The organism is Celeribacter ethanolicus, from assembly GCF_001550095.1.
Lineage (GTDB): Bacteria > Pseudomonadota > Alphaproteobacteria > Rhodobacterales > Rhodobacteraceae > Celeribacter > Celeribacter ethanolicus.
This window is the reverse complement of sequence record NZ_LRUC01000013.1, coordinates 34,074-51,296: the sequence shown is the minus strand read 5'-3', so window position 1 is coordinate 51,296 and position 17,223 is coordinate 34,074. Positions and strand designations below refer to the sequence as shown.

The window sequence follows — 17,223 nt, the reverse complement described above, 5'->3', positions numbered from 1 at the left end:
CTCCCTTTCAGGGCGCTAGGTCCCCAAACCATTCCGGTGCGAATTCCAGATGCACATCCCCCGGCTGGCCCTGACCCGCACCGGCGACCACGTACTCGACTTTCATCACTTGCAGAGGCTCGAGTCCGTAAGACAGGGCAAGGAGACCCATCTGTCCCCTCAGGATAACAGAATTGGCAAAAAACGCCATGATCATTATCAAAACAGCACTTTGCATTGCGAGTTTCGGGGTGAAATTCCGCAATCTGATATGGTTTTCCCGCACATGGTGAAGGATCGCCACCGCAAGCAGGATGACGTAGATCACCGCGTTCAACAGCGTCAAAAGATAGAACCCCGGCGCCACCACGAGATGCGCGCGCAGCATGACCGGAAGGATCGCGCCCAGCGCCAGAACCGCGTACACCATGATGATCCGCATTGGCATAGTGGCCTGCGCCGCAGCCCCCTTGGGCGTGATGCGGAAATCCACGAAATGCCCGGAGATCCGATCTCGCACCGCCATGGCAACGCCCCAAAGCACCCATGGCCATTGTAGGGCGACGAAGAGGATTTTCTCCCAGGCGAGAATCTTCGCATTCATCGGTCGCAACAACCCGTCGCGTTTCAGCCCCCGCACGATCACAAGCGGGATCAGCGCCATCGGGAAACCATGGGCGATAAAGGACGGATACGTGACATCGGCATAAGTGAAATCGAACAGCACCGCCAGAACCGGCGCGACATAGGCCATGGCCATGGCGAGCGCGAAGAACACGTACCAGAGCTGGCACAGCAGGAAGAGCGCTTTGAGCCGGAGCGGCAGCTTCGGAAGGTAATCGGGCGTATAGCGCAGCAACAGCGAGACGAGCGAGCGCGACCACTGGAACTCCTGCGTCACCAGATCGGGCAGCGTCGCCGGCCCGTCACCCAGCGCGAAGGCGTCGATGGCATGAACCCCACGCCACCCCGCCGCCGAAATCAGCATGGTGGTGGAGTGATCCTCCGCCAGCTCCGGCCCGAGACCGCCCGCCTCTTTCAGCGCCCTGGTGCGCACCGCATAATGCGAGCCGATGCACATCGGCGTCAGAAGCCGGGTATAGCCCGCCTGAAAGATGCCATGGAAGGCCGCCTCGACATAAAGCCTTGTGCGTGCCGCCCAGTGGCCTTTGGCATTGGCGCCACAGATCGAGGGGGCGGAGACATAGCCGACCTCCGGATCGGCAAAAGGACGCACCATCTCGCGCAGGTATCCCGGCGCAGGGACATGATCCGAGTCGAGCTGGGAGACGATGTCGTAAAGCCGATAGCCCCATGTGTCGTAGAAATAGGCCAGATTGCCTTCTTTGCAGCGGGTCCGGCGCGGCCATTCCTTTTGGTGATAAACCTCAAGCCCATAGCGCGACGAGATATGCACCCCGTGGGCGGCGCACCAGCCGGTGACCTCCTCGGTCGGGTGTTCGTCGGCGAGCCATGTGTCATGGGGATAGTCCTGCGCCAGCATCGCCTCAAGCGTGGGCCGGATCACCTCGAAGGGTTCCGAGGGCGTCTTCGTCACGATCATCGCCACCCGGTACTGCCCCGGCTCGGGATCGGGCGCGGCGGAGCGATGCGCCGCAAGGAAAATCACCATGAAATAGGCCTGCATGCTCCAGACCCAGACCAGCCCGAGGGTGATCAGCGCAAACTGCCCCACCCCGCCGATATGCGCGGGTTGGAACCACCAGGTCCAGAACCACAGCGAGGCGAGAAACCACAGCCCCGCCAGAAAGCCGTACCAGAGCCTGCGCCGCCGCGAGAACAGCGGGGTCAGCATCGACCGGGGCGCAAGCGCCGGATGACGGCACACACGGCACTTCGCCTTCGGGGCGACTGGCTTTTCCCTCACGGGCTGTTTCATCACAGGCTTGGTCATCACTCAGGCGACCTTCGGCGCCCCCACGGGCCGTTCGGCAAACCACGGTGCAGCATGGCCGACGATCTCGTCGATATTGGTCCATTGCGCCTCGAAGCCCAGCGCCTCACGCGCCCGGGCCGGGTTGGCCACAAGTTCCGGCGGATCGCCCGCGCGCCGCGGACTGTCGATATGCGGCACCGCATGTCCGGTCACCCGTTCGACCGCATCGAGGATCTCCTGCACGGATGTGCCCTTGCCGGTGCCCAGATTGAGCTTGAGCGGTCCCGCCCCTGCCCGCAGTGCATCCAGCGCCAGCACATGGGCCCGCGCCAGATCGCCGACATGAATGTAATCACGCACACAGGTGCCGTCGGGCGTCGGGTAATCCGTCCCAAAGACCTGAAGCGGCGCGCCCGTGCCTTCGGCAGCCATCAGCGCCAGCGGGATGAGATGGGTTTCCGGATCGTGACGTTCGGAAAGCTCGAACTCCGGGTCCGACCCCGCCGCGTTGAAATAGCGCAGAGCCGCATAGCTCAGCCCCCAAGCCGTGGCGGCGTCCTCCATCATCCATTCGCAGATCAGCTTCGAACGCCCATAGGGGTTGATCGGCGCCTGCGCCATGGTCTCGTCGATCGGCATATGCGTCGGCACACCATAGGTGGCACAGGAGGAAGAGAACACCAGCGTCTTCACGCCCATCTCCTGCATCGCCCCCAGCAATGCAATCATGCCGCCGACGTTGTTGTCGTAATACATCTGCGGCTCATGCACGCTCTCGCCGACATAGGCGAAGGCCGCGAAATGGATCACCGCGTCGATGCGCTCGTCCCTGAGCACCTGCACGAGCCGCGCACGATCCCGCAGATCGCCCTTCATGAAGGCCCCCCAGCGCACCGCATCGGCATGGCCGCGCGACAGGTTGTCATAGACCACCGGCACCATCCCTGCACGGCTCAGCGCCTTGCAGCAATGCGACCCGATATAGCCCGCGCCACCGGTGACCAGCACGCGTGCGGGTCTGGACGGAAACTGTGTCATGCCGCACCTCCCCCCGCAATCAGATTGACGACATTGCCCGCATTGGTATGCGCCTGGGACAGTTCCAGTTCCTTGCTGAAATAGCTGACCGTCGGCACCAGCCCCACGCGCAACGACACTTTCGGTTCCCAATTCAACAAGGTGTTCGCCCGCGTGATATCGGGACGGCGTTGCCGCGGGTCGTCTTTCGGCAGATCACAATACACCGCGCCGCCATGTTCCGGGATCATCTTCTGCACCAGACGCGACAGCTCGTTCATGGTGAATTCGCCCGGATTGCCGAGATTGACCGGCACCGCGCCGCAGGTTTCGCATTCCATCAGTGTCATCAGCCCGTCGAGCATGTCGTCGACATAGCAGAAGGAACGCGTCTGTTCGCCCGTACCGTAAATCGTCATCGGCTCACCCTTGAGCGCCTGCACGATGAAGTTGGAGATCACCCGCCCGTCCTCCGGGTCCATCCGCGGCCCGTAGGTGTTGAAAATCCGCGCCACGCGCACATCGACGCCGCGCGTCACATGCATGTCGTGGAACAGGGTCTCGGCGGCGCGTTTGCCCTCGTCATAGCAGGAGCGCGGCCCCATGGTGTTCACCAGCCCGCGATACTCCTCGTTCTGCGGCGAGACATCCGGGTCGCCATAGACCTCGGACGTCGAGGATTGCAGCACGCGCGCACCTTTTCTGGACGCCAGTTCAAGCAGGTTGAGCGCCCCCATGACCGAGGTCTGGAAGGTGTGGATCGGGTCTTTCTGGTATTTCGGCGGCGAGGCCGGGCAGGCCAGATTGTAAATCCGGTCCACATGCCCCTTAATGCTGAACGGTTCGACGATGTCATGCAGGAAGAACCGGAACTCCGGCTCCGGCATGAGCGCGCCGATATTCGACAGCCGCCCGGTTTCGAGATTGTCGACGCAGATCACCCGATCCCCTTGCGCCAGCAACCGCCGACACAGGTTGGACCCGATGAACCCAGCGCCCCCCGCGACCAGAACGACCTTTTGCGCAGCACGATTTTCATTGGATGCAAGACTGAATTGCGGATCGAACCGCTTCACGTTGGAGCCCATCTCCCCCTCCTAACCCCTGATCCCTATAAAGCCCCCGCAGCAGAGAGATCAGAGCCATTTGTGCTAAACGTCTATATTTTACATCATAGCCCAAAAATCGACGTTGATGTGTCTCAATCTAACCATAATTTGAAATACACCTTTCTGGTTAACATGCTGCAAAGCCGCGCAAAATGGCGCTGCACCGCGTCGAAATTCCGTCGTGAAACCCCGTCCCGGCCCCTTGGTCGCAGCAGGTCCGGGATCGTTCCCGGACCACCCAAAGCGCCCCTCAAAGATTGAGCCAACTCTGTTCCACCACAGCCTCCATGGCAACGTAGCTCGTGGTCGAACTGATATGCGGCAGGGCGGAGATTTTCTCGGCCATGATCTCGCGATAATGTGCCATATCCCGCGAGCGCAACTTGATCTGGTAGTCGAACCCCCCGGCAATCATGTAGCATTCCTCGACCTCGGGAATGCTTCGCACCGCCGCGTTGAAGTCTTCCAAAGCCTTTTGGCGCGTATCCGACACCCGCACCTCGATATAGGTCACATTGGTGAGCCCGAGCTTGAGCGGAGAGAGGATCGCGCGATAGCCGGTGATCAGCCCGACATCCTCCATCTGCTTGATGCGATAGGTGACGGGGGTCTTTGACAGACCTACCTTTTTAGACAGTTCCGTGATCGGGATCCGGGCATTGGCGACGAGTGCCTCGAGAATTTTCTGATTGGTGGCGTCCAACTCGAAATTCATACTAAACCTCCCCTGAATTTAGGTCATATCGTCTATTCATATTTCAAAATTAGAGCCTTCGTCTACAGATTACCCGGTATATGTGGCGAAATTCCAGTTCCAGAGGTCAACATGGCTCTTCCCTCCTTCCCTGCCCTTGGCTTTGCCGCGAAATACGCTCCAGAGAATCAGTTGCTCGATCAGCTGATCAAAGAGGCCGCAATTTCGCCACAAACCCGTGCCGCGATTTCCGCCCGTGCCGTCACCCTCGTGAAACGCATCCGTACCGAGGCCAAGCCGACACTGATGGAGCATTTCCTCGCCGAATACGGGCTCTCGACCCGCGAAGGCGTGGCGCTCATGTGTCTGGCCGAGGCGATGTTACGCGTGCCGGACAGCTTTACCATCGACGCGCTGATCGAAGACAAGATCGCGCCGTCGGAGTGGAACAAACATATCGGCACCGCCGCCTCCTCGCTGGTGAACGCCTCCACCTGGGCTTTGATGCTCACCGGCAAGGTGCTCGACGACAATCAACCCGGTGTGGCGGGAACGCTGCGCGGCGCGGTCAAACGTCTGGGCGAGCCGGTCATTCGCGCCGCCGTCGGGCGTGCGATGAAAGAAATGGGCCGTCAGTTCGTCTTGGGCGAGACCATCGACAGCGCGCTGAAACGTGGCGAAACCCGCGAAAAACAGGGGTTCACCTATTCCTTCGACATGCTGGGCGAAGCGGCCCGGACCAAGGCCGATGCGGATCGCTACGCCAAGGATTACGCCGACGCCATTACCGCCATCGGCCAACATGCCGCTCATGACACGATCGTCGACAACCCCGGCATTTCGGTGAAATTCTCCGCCCTGCACCCGCGCTACGAAGTGGCGCAGGAAGCGCGCGTGATGTCCGAACTGGTGCCGGTTCTGACCCGTCTGGCCCGTCAGGCGAAAGACGCGGGTATCGGGTTCCATGTCGATGCCGAGGAACAGGACCGTCTGGTCCTGTCCTTTAAGGTGATCGAAGCCGTGCTCTCCGACGATTATCTCGCCGGATGGGAAGGGTTCGGCGTGGTGGTTCAAGCCTATGGAAAACGCGCCGCCCCGGCGATTGATGCGCTTTACGACATGGCGAAACGCTATGATCGCAAGATCAACATCCGTCTGGTCAAAGGCGCCTATTGGGACACGGAGATGAAACTCGCGCAGGTCACCGGCCAGCCGGGCTTCCCGCTGTTCACCTCGAAAACCGCCACCGATGTGTCCTATGCCTGCCTCGCCCGGAAACTCTTCGGCATGGGCGATCACATCTTCCCGCAATTCGCCACGCACAACGCCCATACGGTTGCGACCATCATGGAGCTTGCCGAGGGCCGTCCCTTTGAGTTCCAGCGCCTGCACGGCATGGGCGAGCGTCTGCATGACATCGTGCTGAAGGAAACCGGCGGGCATTGCCGCATCTATGCACCCTGTGGCGCGCACCGCGACCTTCTGGCCTATCTCGTCCGTCGCCTGTTGGAAAACGGCGCGAACTCCTCCTTCGTGCACCAGATCGTCGACGAAAACGTGCGCCCCGAAGACATCGCCAAGGACCCGTTCGACGCCATTGCGACCGCCAAAGCCCCCTCGGGCCTTGTGCATCCGGCGCAGATCTTCGGCGGCGACCGCGTCAATTCGAAAGGCTGGGATCTCACCGACGATGGCGTTCTGGCAGAGATCTTCGCCGCCCGCGATGTGGCCCTGCCCAATGCGCACCCGCTCACCGTCGCCGACCCCTCTGGCACGGCCCAGCCGGTGACCAACCCGGCCACGGGCGAGACCATCGGCGAGGTGATCGAGGCCGACAAAGCCACCGTCGAGGCCGCCTTGGACAACGCCCGCCCTTGGACCGCCCCCGCCGCCGAGCGCGCCGCCGTGCTGCGTCGTGTCGCCGATCTCTATGAGGCCAATTACGGCGTGCTCTTCGCCATTCTCGCGAAAGAAGCCGGGAAATCCCTGCTCGACGCCGTTGGCGAACTGCGCGAGGCGGTCGATTTCCTGCGCTACTACGCACAGGAAGGCGAAACCAGCCCCCGCAGCCCGCGCGGCATCTTCACCGCGATCAGCCCGTGGAACTTCCCCCTGGCGATTTTCACCGGTCAGATCGCTGCCGCGCTGATGGCCGGGAATGCCGTGCTCGCCAAACCCGCCGAACAGACTCCGATCATCGCCACCAAAGCCATCGCCCTGATGCATCAGGCCGGTGTGCCGCGTGAGGTTCTGCAACTGCTGACCGGGCGCGGGGCGACCGTCGGTGCGGCGCTGACCTCGGACAAGCGCGTCAAGGGCGTGGTCTTCACCGGCTCCACCGACACGGCCCAGCGGATCAACCGCACCATGGCCGAGCATCTCGAACCGGGCACGCCGCTGATCGCGGAAACCGGCGGGCTCAATGCGATGATCGTCGACTCGACCGCTTTGTCCGAACAGGCCGTGCGCGATGTCGTCGCCTCCGCGTTCCAATCCGCCGGTCAGCGCTGTTCCGCGCTGCGCTGCCTCTACCTGCAAGAAGACAGCGCGCCGCATGTGATCGAGATGATCAAGGGTGCGATGGATCAGCTCACAGTTGGCAACCCGTGGGACCTGACCACGGATGTCGGCCCAGTGATCGACCGCGAAGCACGCGACGAGATCGCGGGCTATGTGGCGCAGAAATCCAACAGCATCATGCACCAGATCGCCGCGCCCTCCGAGGGCACGTTTGTGGCGCCGACGATGCTTAAAGTTTCGGGCATCAACGATCTCGAACGCGAGATTTTCGGCCCGGTTCTGCACATCGCGACCTTCAAGGCCCGCGATCTCGACAAGATCGTCGCCGAGGTCAACGCCCGTGGCTTTGGCCTGACCTTCGGGCTGCACACGCGGATCGACGACCGCGTGCAGAACATCTCCGAGGCGATCCATAGCGGCAACATCTACGTCAACCGCAACCAGATCGGCGCGGTCGTCGGCTCCCAGCCTTTCGGTGGCGAAGGCCTCTCCGGCACGGGTCCGAAAGCCGGTGGTCCGCTCTACCTGCCGCGCTTCTTCGCCCCGGAACCGGGTCTTGCCGAAGCCGGTCGGTTCGAACGCGGGGCCGATCTCAGGGCGCTGCGCGAGGCGCTGGCCAACCCGGTCGAGACCAAGCTCGAAGAGCGTCTGATGCCCGGGCCGACCGGCGAGATGAACCGTCTCGCCTTTTACACCCGCCCGGCCGTGCTCTGCCTCGGGCCGGGGGCGGAAGCGGCCAAGGCGCAGGCTGCGGCGGTCAAGGCTCTGGGCGGGATCGCCATCGCTTTTGGCGGGACGCTTTCAGCGAAAGACCTTGCCGCGCTCAATGGCTTCTCCGCCGCGCTCTGGTGGGGCGATGCCGAGACGGCACGGGGCTTGGCCAAGGCGCTGGCCTCGCGCGACGGGGCGATCCTGCCCCTGATCACCGCGCGGCCCGACAAGGCCCATGTCGCCCATGAACGCCACCTTTGTGTGGACACCACGGCGGCGGGCGGCAACGCAGCCCTTCTGGCTGGTTGAGGCTTTCAGGATTGGAAAACGGAAAAAGAGCGCGGCCCCCCGCGCTCTTTTGATGTTCAGGGTCCGGATTGTCAGCCTCTGGATTGTCAACGACGGGCGAAATAGCCCCCGGGGTCCATCACCGTGATCCGCACACTGGCACGACTGTCGCAAATCGCACTGAGCCGCACCTGCAGGCGCTCAGCCACATCCTCAAGCACCTCGGGACCGCGCCCCGCCTTGCCCAACACCCGCAGATCGGCATTGACCTGTGACTGATCCGGCAGGCCGAAGACCGGCACAACCGTCAGATGCGCGAAATCCGGCGCGACCGTGAGCCGTTCGCAGAGCATGGCGCGCAGATCGGGCAAGGCCGCCATCAGCGCCTCCTGCCGGGCCTGCCAGAGCGCGTGGTCAATGGCGATGGACAGCAATGGCATCGCACCCTCCTCAGTCTGCAACCATGACGAAATCGAAGGGCGACCGCCACTCCGTCTCGGCTTTGACATGCTCGAACGGCGCGACCAGCGTTTCCTTGACGCCGAAGACGCTGTCGTCGTTCAGATAGCTGTCATCGCCCACGAAGGTGTGGGTGACGATGGTCTTGAAGCCGGGGGCCGTGACCATGAAATGCATATGCGCCGGACGGTAGGGATGCCGCCCGAGCTGGCCCAGCATCTTGCCGACCGGCCCGTCATCCGGGATCGGATAGCTCACCGGTTTGATACCGACAAAGCTGTAGGCCCCGTCCGCTTCCGTGATGAACCGGCCCCGATTGTTGAACGCGGGCTGGATGTCGGGCTGCTGCACGTCGTAATACCCATCGGCATTGTCGGACCAGACATCGACACAGGCGCCTTCGATCGGCTCGCCATGAATGTCGATGACCTTGCCGAGGAAGAGGCAGCTTTCCCCCTTGCCGTCGAGAGAAATATTGTCCCCCATCTTGCGGATCGGCGCATCGGCGACGTGGAACGGACCGAACACGGTGTTTTCGGTCGCCCCCGCCGGGCGGCGGTTGTTGATCGCATCGACCAGCATGGAAAAGCCCAGCACGTCGGACAAGAGGATGAACTCCTGCCGCTCCGGGCTGCAGATCTGGCCGGTCTGGGTCAGGAAGTCGATGCCGAAGTCCCATTCCTCCTGGGTCAGGTCGACCTCCTTGGCGAAGGCGTGCAGATGCTTGACCAGCGCCCCCATCACGGTTTTCAGACGCGGGTCGATGTCAGCCCCCATACGGGCATTGACGGCCTCGACGGAGCCTTCCTCGGTGAAATAATCGGTCATGGGTTTCCCCTTTTTCTGTTACAGGATTATCAGGTGTCGGAACGCGGCAGCGCTCTGTGCCGCAGCGGCAGAAGCTCGATCCCCGTCTTTTCGGTGAACATCCCCCAAAGCCCCTTGCGCGCGAACAGCATGATGACGATGCCGATGAGGCCCAGCACGATCAGATAGACCGTGCCGTAATCCGCGAGCGCGCGTTGCAGGATGTAGAAGACGAGCACCCCCACGACCGGGCCGGGCAAGGTGCCGATGCCGCCGATGACGGTGATGAAGATGACGAAGGCGGTCCAGTCCACGACCGAGAACGCCGCATCCGGGCTGACCCGCGTGATCTGGATGAACAGAAGCGCGCCGCAGAGCCCGGTGCCGAAGGCGGTGAGCACGAAGACCAGCGCCTTGAGCCGCAAGGGGTCGACCCCCACCGAACGTGCCGCTTCGACATTGTCGCGGATCGCCTGAAGCCCCAACCCCATGCGCGAGCGCAGAAACAGGTACCCCGCCAGAAGCGTCACCGTCGCCAGTACCAGCGCCAGCCAATAGGTCAGCGCATCGGACGCCGCCGAAGACGAGACCCCCAGAATCTCCTTGATCTGCGCCACGCCGAGCATGTCCTTGGTGGTGCCCTTGGGCAGAGAGGTGCCGGTGCCGCCGCCCAGTGCTTTCCACTGGGCCAGAGAGAGTCGGACGATTTCGGCCGAAACCCATGTGCCAATGGCGAAATAAGCCCCGTTCAGGCGAAAGGTGAAAAACGCAATCGGAAGCGACAGGAGCATCGCAGCCAGCCCGCCCAGAAGGATCGCGGGCAAAGGGTCCCAGCCCCAGAGGATCACGCCACCGAACATGGCATAGGCACCGACGCCGACGAAAGCCTGCTGCCCCACGGACACGAGCCCCGCGAAGCCCGCCAGCATGTTCCAGTTGAGCGCCAGCACCAGAAGGGTGAGCACCATGAACAGGTCCTGCACCATGGCGCGCGAGCCGATCACCGGCACGCAGACGAGCGCCACGAAAACCAGCGCCATGAACGCGCGTGTCAGGGTGATTTTGGAAGAAGTGGTCATCGTGAACCCTCAGTCATTGGCGCGCGGGAACAACCCGCGGGGACGGATCAGAAGAACGAGCACGAAGGCGATATGGCCCGCGAGGATCTGCCATTCGGGATTGACGGCGGCGCCCAGCGCCTGCGCCACCCCGATCAGAATGCCCCCCGCGAGTGTGCCCCAGAGCGAGCCGAGACCGCCGATGATCACCGCTTCGAAGGCGTAGATCAGCCGTGCCGGACCGATGGAGGGATCGAAATTCGCCCGGATGCCGAGGTACAGAGCCGCGATGGTGGCGACGACCATGGCAATCCCCGTAGCGATGGCGAAGACGTTGCGCGGACGAATGCCCATCAGCCCCGCCGTCACCGCATCGTCCGAGGTGGCACGAAAGGCGCGGCCCAGTTTGGTGCGGTAGAACAACCGGTTGAGAGCAAAGATCACCACCACGGCGGAGATCAGCGTCAAAAGCGGCATGACTCCCACGGTGATCGGGCCAAGTGGCAGGGAAGCCGCCTCGATGGGACCGGCGGACAGCTTCTGGCTGTCGGCGGAAAAGCCTTCCAACAAGCCGTTCTGGATCACCACGGACAGTCCGAAGGTCACAAGAAGCGGCGGCAGGATGTCGTCGCCCAGCACACGGTTCAGCACATAGGTCTGAAGCGCCCAGCCGATGGCGAACATCACCGGCGCCGCGATCAGCACCGCCACGAACGGCGACAGGCCCAGAAAATTGACAACCGTCAGGATGAGAAACGCCGCCAGCACTATGAGATCGCCATGTGCGAGGTTCACCAGTCGCATGATCCCGAACACAAGGCTCAGCCCCGCCGCGAACAGCGCGTAAAGCCCGCCCAGAAGGATGCCCTGAACAATGGTATCGACCCAGATCATGCGCTCACTCCGAAATAGGCGTCGTGGATCGCATCGCGCGACAGATCTCCGGGTGCACCGCTCAGTGTGATCCGGCCCTCCATCATGCAACAGACATGATCGGCGACCTTGAGCGCCTGCCCGATGTCCTGTTCGACCACGATGACCGACGCGCCGCTTTCGCGGATGCGCGGGAAAGCGGCGTAGATGTCACGGATGATCACCGGGGCGAGACCCAGAGAGATCTCATCGCAGAGCAGCACGTCCGGGTTGGACATCAGCGCCCGCCCGATGGCGACCATCTGCTGCTGCCCGCCCGACAGGGCCGTGCCGGGATTGTGCCGGCGTTCCTTCAGGACCGGGAAGAGATCGTAGATCGCCTCCAGCGTCCAATAGCCATTGCCAATGCGGCTGTGTGCGCCGATCAGGATGTTTTCCTCGACCGTGAGCGACGGGAAAAGCCGCCGCCCCTCCGGCACCATGGAAATGCCGGCCTCCAACACCTCCGGCGCCGAAAGCGCGCCGATGGGGCGACCGTTTAATTGGATCGCCTCGGCGGGACTGGGCAGAATGCCGGTGATCGCTCGCATCAGCGTCGATTTGCCTGCGCCGTTGGCCCCGATGATCGCCAGCGCCTGTCCGCGTGCGAGCGTCAGATCGACCCCGAACAAGGCCTGAAAATCGCCATAGAAGGCGGTCAGATTTCGGATGGAAAGCACAGTGTCGGTCATACGTCGATCCCCAGATAAATCTCCTTCACCTCGGGCGAGGCCATCACCGCATCCGGTTCGCCGATCATCAGCATCTTGCCGAAATTCAGCACCATGAGCCGTTCGACCACGGAGGTGAGCGCATGCAGCACATGTTCGATCCAGATGATCGCCGTGCCCTCTGCGTGAATGGATGTGATGGTCTCGATCAGCGCGCCGCATTCCGCCTCGGTCAGCCCGCCCGCGATCTCGTCGAGCAGGATGAGCTTGGGCGAGGTCGCCATGGCACGCGCCAGTTCGAGCCGCTTGCGTTGCAGAAGCGACAACCCGCCGGAGGTGGCATCCGCCACACCGCCAAGCCCGGTGCGCTCGAGAATATCCATGCAGAGCGCCGCCGCATGGGGACCGTGATGGCCGCCGCCGAAATTGGCTGCAACCAGAAGGTTTTCGAACACGCTCAGATGGCTGAACGGCTGCGGGATCTGGAAAGACCGCCCGATGCCCGCCGCCACCCGGCTCATCGGCGGCTTGCGCGTGACATCCGCACCGTCGAACAGGATGCGCCCCGCATTGGGCGCGATATTGCCGGTGATCAGGTTGAACAACGTGGATTTCCCCGCGCCGTTCGGCCCGATGATGCCCAGGGCCTCGCCCGGCGCAACCTCGAAGGAGACCGCGTCGGCGACCTTGAGCGCACCGAAGGATTTCGACACACAGTCGAGTGTAAGAAGGGACATGTCTTGCCTCATGTGGGCCTCTTGTGGGAGGGCTGGCGGTCGAGACCACCAGCCGGTTCCGTCTCGGGTCGGGCTCAGCTCAGGGTCTCGAGCGTGCCGGTCAGCGCGATCTCAGGCGCAAGCCCGTTCTCCACGATCACAAGATCGAACCCGCCATCGCCCTGCATGCGCCACTGACCGCCCACGAGCGGGGTTTTCGACACATTGGCCCGGGCGAAAGGCGGCACGTTGTCCCGGCCCCACTGGATTTTGCCCACAGCGCTGTCGATGTTTGTCGTCCCGATCAGTTCCGCCATCTCATCGCCGTCGGTCGGATCGTCCGCGCGCCTGATCGCATCCATCGCCACTTCGAACAGGCTGTGGATGAAGCCCAGCGGCTGGGTCCACTGACGGCCCGCATAGTCTTCGAACTCGCCCGCCAGATCGGCACAGCTCTGACCGGTCAGGGACGAGGTGAACGGGTGCATCGGCGACCACCAGACCTCGCAGGTCAGATTATGCGCTAGCGGCCCGAGGGCGGCGACGCTTTCCGGGAACAACAGCGCCTTGGCGACCGAGACCATCTTCGGCTGGAAGCCCTGCTGTTTTGCCTGAGTCCAGAAGGTGGTGAAATCCGGCGGGATCGGAATTCCGGTCAGGATCTGCACGTCATTCTGTTTGAACGCGTTGATCTGGGCGGAAAAATCGTCCGTCAGGTTCTGATAGCGCCCGGTGTCGGTGAGCGTGTACCCCGCCCCTGCCAGCGCCGGCGGCATCCCCACGTCGGAGGCCCAGGCATTGCCGTCGCCGTCATTGGGCCAGAGCGCGCCGACGGATTTGTTGCTGTCGATCATGTCCCACATGTTCATGAAGACCTGGACGTTGTCCTCGAGCCCCCAGAAGAAATGATGGACGTAATCGAAATCCTGCCAGCTCGCCGGATCGGCGGGATTGCCCTGCTGGCCGATGAACCACGGCTGCCAGGGCGCGACGGTGGAGATCACCGGCACCTCTTCGGCCTCGGCGATGGTACAGACCGGGTTCGTCGTTTCCGGCGTCGAGGCGACGCAGATCAGATTGACCTCGTCGCGCACGATCAGCTCGCGGGCGACCTCGGCGGCCCGGTTCGGGTTCGACTGGCTGTCCTTGACGATCACCTCGACCTCGACGCCTTGCGCCCGGGCGGTCTTGACGAAAGTCTCGATGACATAGACATCGGTCGCCGCGAAACCGCTCAAGGGTCCGGTCTGCGGGCTGACATAGCCGATCTTGATGGGGCCGCTTTTGGCCAGCGCCGGCATCGCCAGAGCGCCCGCCGCCGTGGCCGCCCCGGTTTTCAGGAATGTGCGTCGTGAAAGCATGTGTCTCCTCCCTAAGGTTTATGCTTTTCTTATCTTTTTGTTATGTCCCGCTCTCGGGCGGCGCCCCCTCCCAGGCCCGCCCCAGAAGAGCCCGGATCGCGTCCCGCTCCACCGGGCGCGGATTCCAGTAAGGGTTCTGCACCGCGAGATCCGCCGCACGGTCGAGATCGGTCTCCTCCAGACCGAGATCGCGCAGGGACATGGGCGCGCCGAGGTCTTTGGCAAACTGCCAGAGCCCCGCTCCCAGATCGCCGCCGAACAGATCGGCGAGCGGTTGCAGGGCCGTCTTCGCGGCCCCGGCATTATAAGCCGCCGTGTGAGGCAGCATGACCGAATGGGTCTCCGCATGGGGCAGATCGAAAGACCCACCCAGCGTGTGACAAAGCTTGTGATGCAGCGCCATACCGACGGAGCCCAGCACCGTACCGCAAAGCCAGGCGCCATAAAGCGCAGCGCCCCGTGCCGCCGCATCCGCAGGCGTCCTGACGATCGCCGGCAGCGCATCGCGCAGCGCCCGCACGCCCTCGACGGCCATCATCGCGGCGATCGGATTGCGGTCCTGCGCATAGACGCCTTCGACCGCATGAGCCATGGCGTTGAGCCCCGATGTCACAGACATGCCGACCGGCAGGCCAAGCGTCAGATCGGGATCGTAGATCACCGTTTCCGGCAGGATCGACCCTGCACGCACCGTGGTTTTCACGCCGTTTTCGGTCTGGCCCAGAATGGGCGTCACCTCGGATCCGGCATAGGTCGTCGCCACCACGAGCTGCGGGCAGTCGTTGCGATAGGCGATGGCCTTGCCCAGTCCGATGGTCGAGCCGCCGCCGAGCGCAACCACCCCGTCGGCCCCCGCCGCCGCATAGGCTGCCATGGCGGTTTGCGTCACCTCGACCGGCGTGTGCATGGCCGCATGGGCGAAGACCCCCGCGGCCAGAGCCCCCAGTTCCGCGGCCAGAGCCTCCGCATCCGCCTTCTGAAACGGGGTCGACAGCACCAGCGCGCGGGTCACGCCGAGCCGGTCGAGTTCGGAGGCGACCGCACTGCGTTTGCCAGCCCCGAACACGATGCGCGCCGGGTTAAGCGCACAGGTGAATGTCGTCATGTGATCTGTCATGTTTCGGTCCTCTTCCCGCACTGACGATAGAGAGAAAATCCGGGCAATGGATCGCATGCGCTCAGAATTACATAACATAATGTTAAGTATTCAGACACATATTCCTGACCTCCGAAAGCCCGGTTTTCCGCTATTGCGCCGCCAGATCCAGCGCTCCGACGCGCCCCATCAACCCCATGATATTGCTGAATTTATCCTGCAAATCATCGACATCCCGCGCGGTCAGGGCGACGTAGAAATCCGGCCGGATCAGCACGTAACGTGCCCCGATCGCATTCAGCCATGTTGCGAAGCGACCTTCGGCATCGACCACATCCGCCGCCTCGCCATCGGCCACCAGCGTCACGCACCTGCCGCCGAGCCGGTCGAACTGTGCCCGCTGCGCTGCGCTCAGCCCCGCCGCCGGGTCGGCCTCATAACCGAGGAGCAGCCAGCCCTGTCCGACGACCTGATCGAAACGATCGCGCCGCCCCGCATGTTCGACGATGCCCTGCACCGACAATTCTCCGGCATAGGCGCTGCCCTCGTCCCAGAGCCCCTGCCCGAGCTGGCAGATGTCGGTCGGCACCGGTGTGTGACCGCGCGCCTCCAGATCGGTGATCATCCGGGCGTCGCGGGCGGCGGCCTGCGCCGCGTCGTCGATACAGATGATCTCGCCCAGCATCTGGCTGAAGTCGATGTAATGCCGCACATGCGCCATGCGTTCCGTGGTGTAGCTGGCGAGCACATCCATCGGCAGGCGCCCCTCCAGAATGCCGTTCAGACGCCAGGCCATCGCCACCGCGTCGCGCAGTCCCGCGCACATGCCCTCGCCCGCGAACGGCGGCATGAGATGGGCGGCATCGCCCCCGATCAGACAGCGCCCCTTGCGCCAGTCCCGAGCCCAGCGCGCCTGGAACCGGTAGACGGCAGCGCGCTCCAGTTCGGCATTCTCCGGCGTCAGCCCCCAGGGCGCCATGAGCTTCCACGCCTGCTCCGGCTGTTGCAGCGCCTGCCCGTCCTCGCCGGGCAGCACCATGAATTCCCAGCGTCGCCGGTCCGGCCCGCCGCTCACCGGCCCCGGGCCGCCCGGCACCACGGTGGTCGGCCGCGCGGGATCGCAAAGTTGCCATTGCGCCGGTTGCTCCGGATGGGCGGCGACGTAATCGAACTGCGGGATCATGTCGAGGATCAGCCAGTCGAAGTAATAGCCCTTGTCCTCGCTCTCCAGCCCCAGAGCCTCGCGCACGAAACTGTTCGCGCCATCCGTGCCTGCGACGAATTGCGCCCGAACCTCGCAGGTCTCCCCCTCGGGACCGACTTCCTCGGGGGTACGGCGCAGGGTCAATGTCACGCCCTCCGCGTCCTGCTCAAGCCCCACCCCGCTCCAGCCACGCCGGATCGTCACCTCCGGCAATTCGGCCGCAATCGCCAGAAGCCGCTTCTCCAGCTCCGGCTGATTGAACCAATAACGCACCCGCCAACCGGAGGCCGACTGGCTCTGCCAATCGACGATCTGGATGTTTTCCCCCGCGCGGTTGCGCCAGTAATACAGCTCATCGTGGTAATTGATCGCCGGATCGTTCTCGGCGTCGATGCCGAGGGTGGCGAGAATGCGGGCGATCTCGTGGTCGAAAGTCACCGCGCGCGGCAACGGGTAGTGCTGCGACCAGCGTTCGATCAGCGTGACCCTCCTGCCGGCCTTGCCGAGCAGAATGGCCAGAAGCGTGCCCACAGGCCCCGCCCCCACGATAGCGACATCGGTCCGAAGACCGACCTTTTGGGTCGATGCGGTCATGATTTCCTCCCTGAAGCGGTCTCCCGCTGCGGCCTATGCCGAAATGCGATTTTCCTCCGCCGGCGCCCCGCCCTCCCGTGGGCTTTGCCGACCTATGCCTTTAGCGTTGCAAGAAAATGAATATTCGTCA

At 63.3% G+C, this 17,223-nt stretch carries 14 protein-coding genes; 1 reads left to right on the top strand and 13 read right to left on the bottom strand.

What is annotated here, in order from left to right; translation table 11 throughout:
- Positions 1-7: 7 nt before the first annotated feature.
- From NH195_RS06830 to NH195_RS06815, 4 genes are all read right to left on the bottom strand, one after another.
- Positions 8-1,894, bottom strand: a complete 1,887-nt coding sequence (locus tag NH195_RS06830) for a glycosyltransferase (protein ID WP_081423822.1) — start codon at positions 1,892-1,894, stop codon at positions 8-10.
- A gap of 3 nt (positions 1,895-1,897) precedes the next feature.
- Positions 1,898-2,914 (bottom strand): UDP-glucose 4-epimerase GalE, encoded by a 1,017-nt coding sequence (gene galE / locus NH195_RS06825; RefSeq protein WP_066704878.1) that lies wholly within the window; start codon positions 2,912-2,914, stop codon positions 1,898-1,900.
- A complete protein-coding gene (locus NH195_RS06820) occupies positions 2,911-3,981 on the bottom strand; it encodes a UDP-glucuronic acid decarboxylase family protein (protein ID WP_081423813.1) in 1,071 nt (356 codons plus the stop codon). The genes galE and NH195_RS06820 overlap by 4 nt, the downstream gene beginning before the upstream one ends.
- Positions 3,982-4,252: 271 nt before the next feature.
- Positions 4,253-4,717, bottom strand: coding sequence for an Lrp/AsnC family transcriptional regulator (locus NH195_RS06815; RefSeq protein ID WP_066704876.1), 465 nt, complete (start codon positions 4,715-4,717; stop codon positions 4,253-4,255).
- Positions 4,718-4,828: 111 nt separating this feature from the next.
- Between NH195_RS06815 and putA the strand changes: the two genes are divergently transcribed.
- The gene (gene putA / locus NH195_RS06810; protein WP_066704874.1) at positions 4,829-8,236 is read left to right on the top strand and encodes a bifunctional proline dehydrogenase/L-glutamate gamma-semialdehyde dehydrogenase PutA; all 3,408 of its coding nucleotides are present in this window, start codon (positions 4,829-4,831) and stop codon (positions 8,234-8,236) included.
- A gap of 86 nt (positions 8,237-8,322) precedes the next feature.
- Here putA and NH195_RS06805 read toward each other — a convergent pair whose 3' ends face one another.
- The 9 genes from NH195_RS06805 to mhpA all read right to left on the bottom strand — a co-directional run bounded on the left by NH195_RS06805 (position 8,323) and on the right by mhpA (position 17,093).
- A complete protein-coding gene (locus tag NH195_RS06805; RefSeq protein WP_066704872.1) occupies positions 8,323-8,655 on the bottom strand; it encodes a hypothetical protein in 333 nt (110 codons plus the stop codon).
- 10 nt (positions 8,656-8,665) lie between these two features.
- Positions 8,666-9,502: a dioxygenase family protein gene (locus tag NH195_RS06800; protein WP_066704870.1), complete on the bottom strand. Its 837-nt coding sequence runs from the start codon at positions 9,500-9,502 to the stop codon at positions 8,666-8,668.
- 29 nt (positions 9,503-9,531) lie between these two features.
- Positions 9,532-10,560 carry a branched-chain amino acid ABC transporter permease gene (locus NH195_RS06795; protein WP_066704868.1) on the bottom strand — a complete coding sequence of 343 codons (1,029 nt, stop codon included), beginning with the start codon at positions 10,558-10,560 and terminating at the stop codon, positions 9,532-9,534.
- A 9-nt stretch (positions 10,561-10,569) separates the two neighbouring features.
- Positions 10,570-11,433, bottom strand: coding sequence for a branched-chain amino acid ABC transporter permease (locus tag NH195_RS06790; protein ID WP_066704866.1), 864 nt, complete (start codon positions 11,431-11,433; stop codon positions 10,570-10,572).
- On the bottom strand, positions 11,430-12,143 hold the full coding sequence (locus NH195_RS06785) for an ABC transporter ATP-binding protein (RefSeq protein ID WP_066704865.1): 714 nt from the start codon (positions 12,141-12,143) through the stop codon (positions 11,430-11,432). Before NH195_RS06785 ends, NH195_RS06790 begins: the two co-directional genes overlap by 4 nt.
- The gene (locus tag NH195_RS06780) at positions 12,140-12,859 is read right to left on the bottom strand and encodes an ABC transporter ATP-binding protein (RefSeq protein WP_066705069.1); all 720 of its coding nucleotides are present in this window, start codon (positions 12,857-12,859) and stop codon (positions 12,140-12,142) included. Before NH195_RS06780 ends, NH195_RS06785 begins: the two co-directional genes overlap by 4 nt.
- Before the next feature lie 74 nt (positions 12,860-12,933).
- The gene (locus NH195_RS06775; RefSeq protein WP_066704863.1) at positions 12,934-14,199 is read right to left on the bottom strand and encodes an ABC transporter substrate-binding protein; all 1,266 of its coding nucleotides are present in this window, start codon (positions 14,197-14,199) and stop codon (positions 12,934-12,936) included.
- A gap of 40 nt (positions 14,200-14,239) precedes the next feature.
- The gene (locus tag NH195_RS06770) at positions 14,240-15,316 is read right to left on the bottom strand and encodes a maleylacetate reductase (RefSeq protein WP_238379713.1); all 1,077 of its coding nucleotides are present in this window, start codon (positions 15,314-15,316) and stop codon (positions 14,240-14,242) included.
- A 130-nt stretch (positions 15,317-15,446) separates the two neighbouring features.
- Complete coding sequence (gene mhpA / locus NH195_RS06765) at positions 15,447-17,093, bottom strand: bifunctional 3-(3-hydroxy-phenyl)propionate/3-hydroxycinnamic acid hydroxylase MhpA (RefSeq protein WP_066704861.1); 1,647 nt, start codon at positions 17,091-17,093, stop codon at positions 15,447-15,449.
- Positions 17,094-17,223 lie beyond the last annotated feature (130 nt).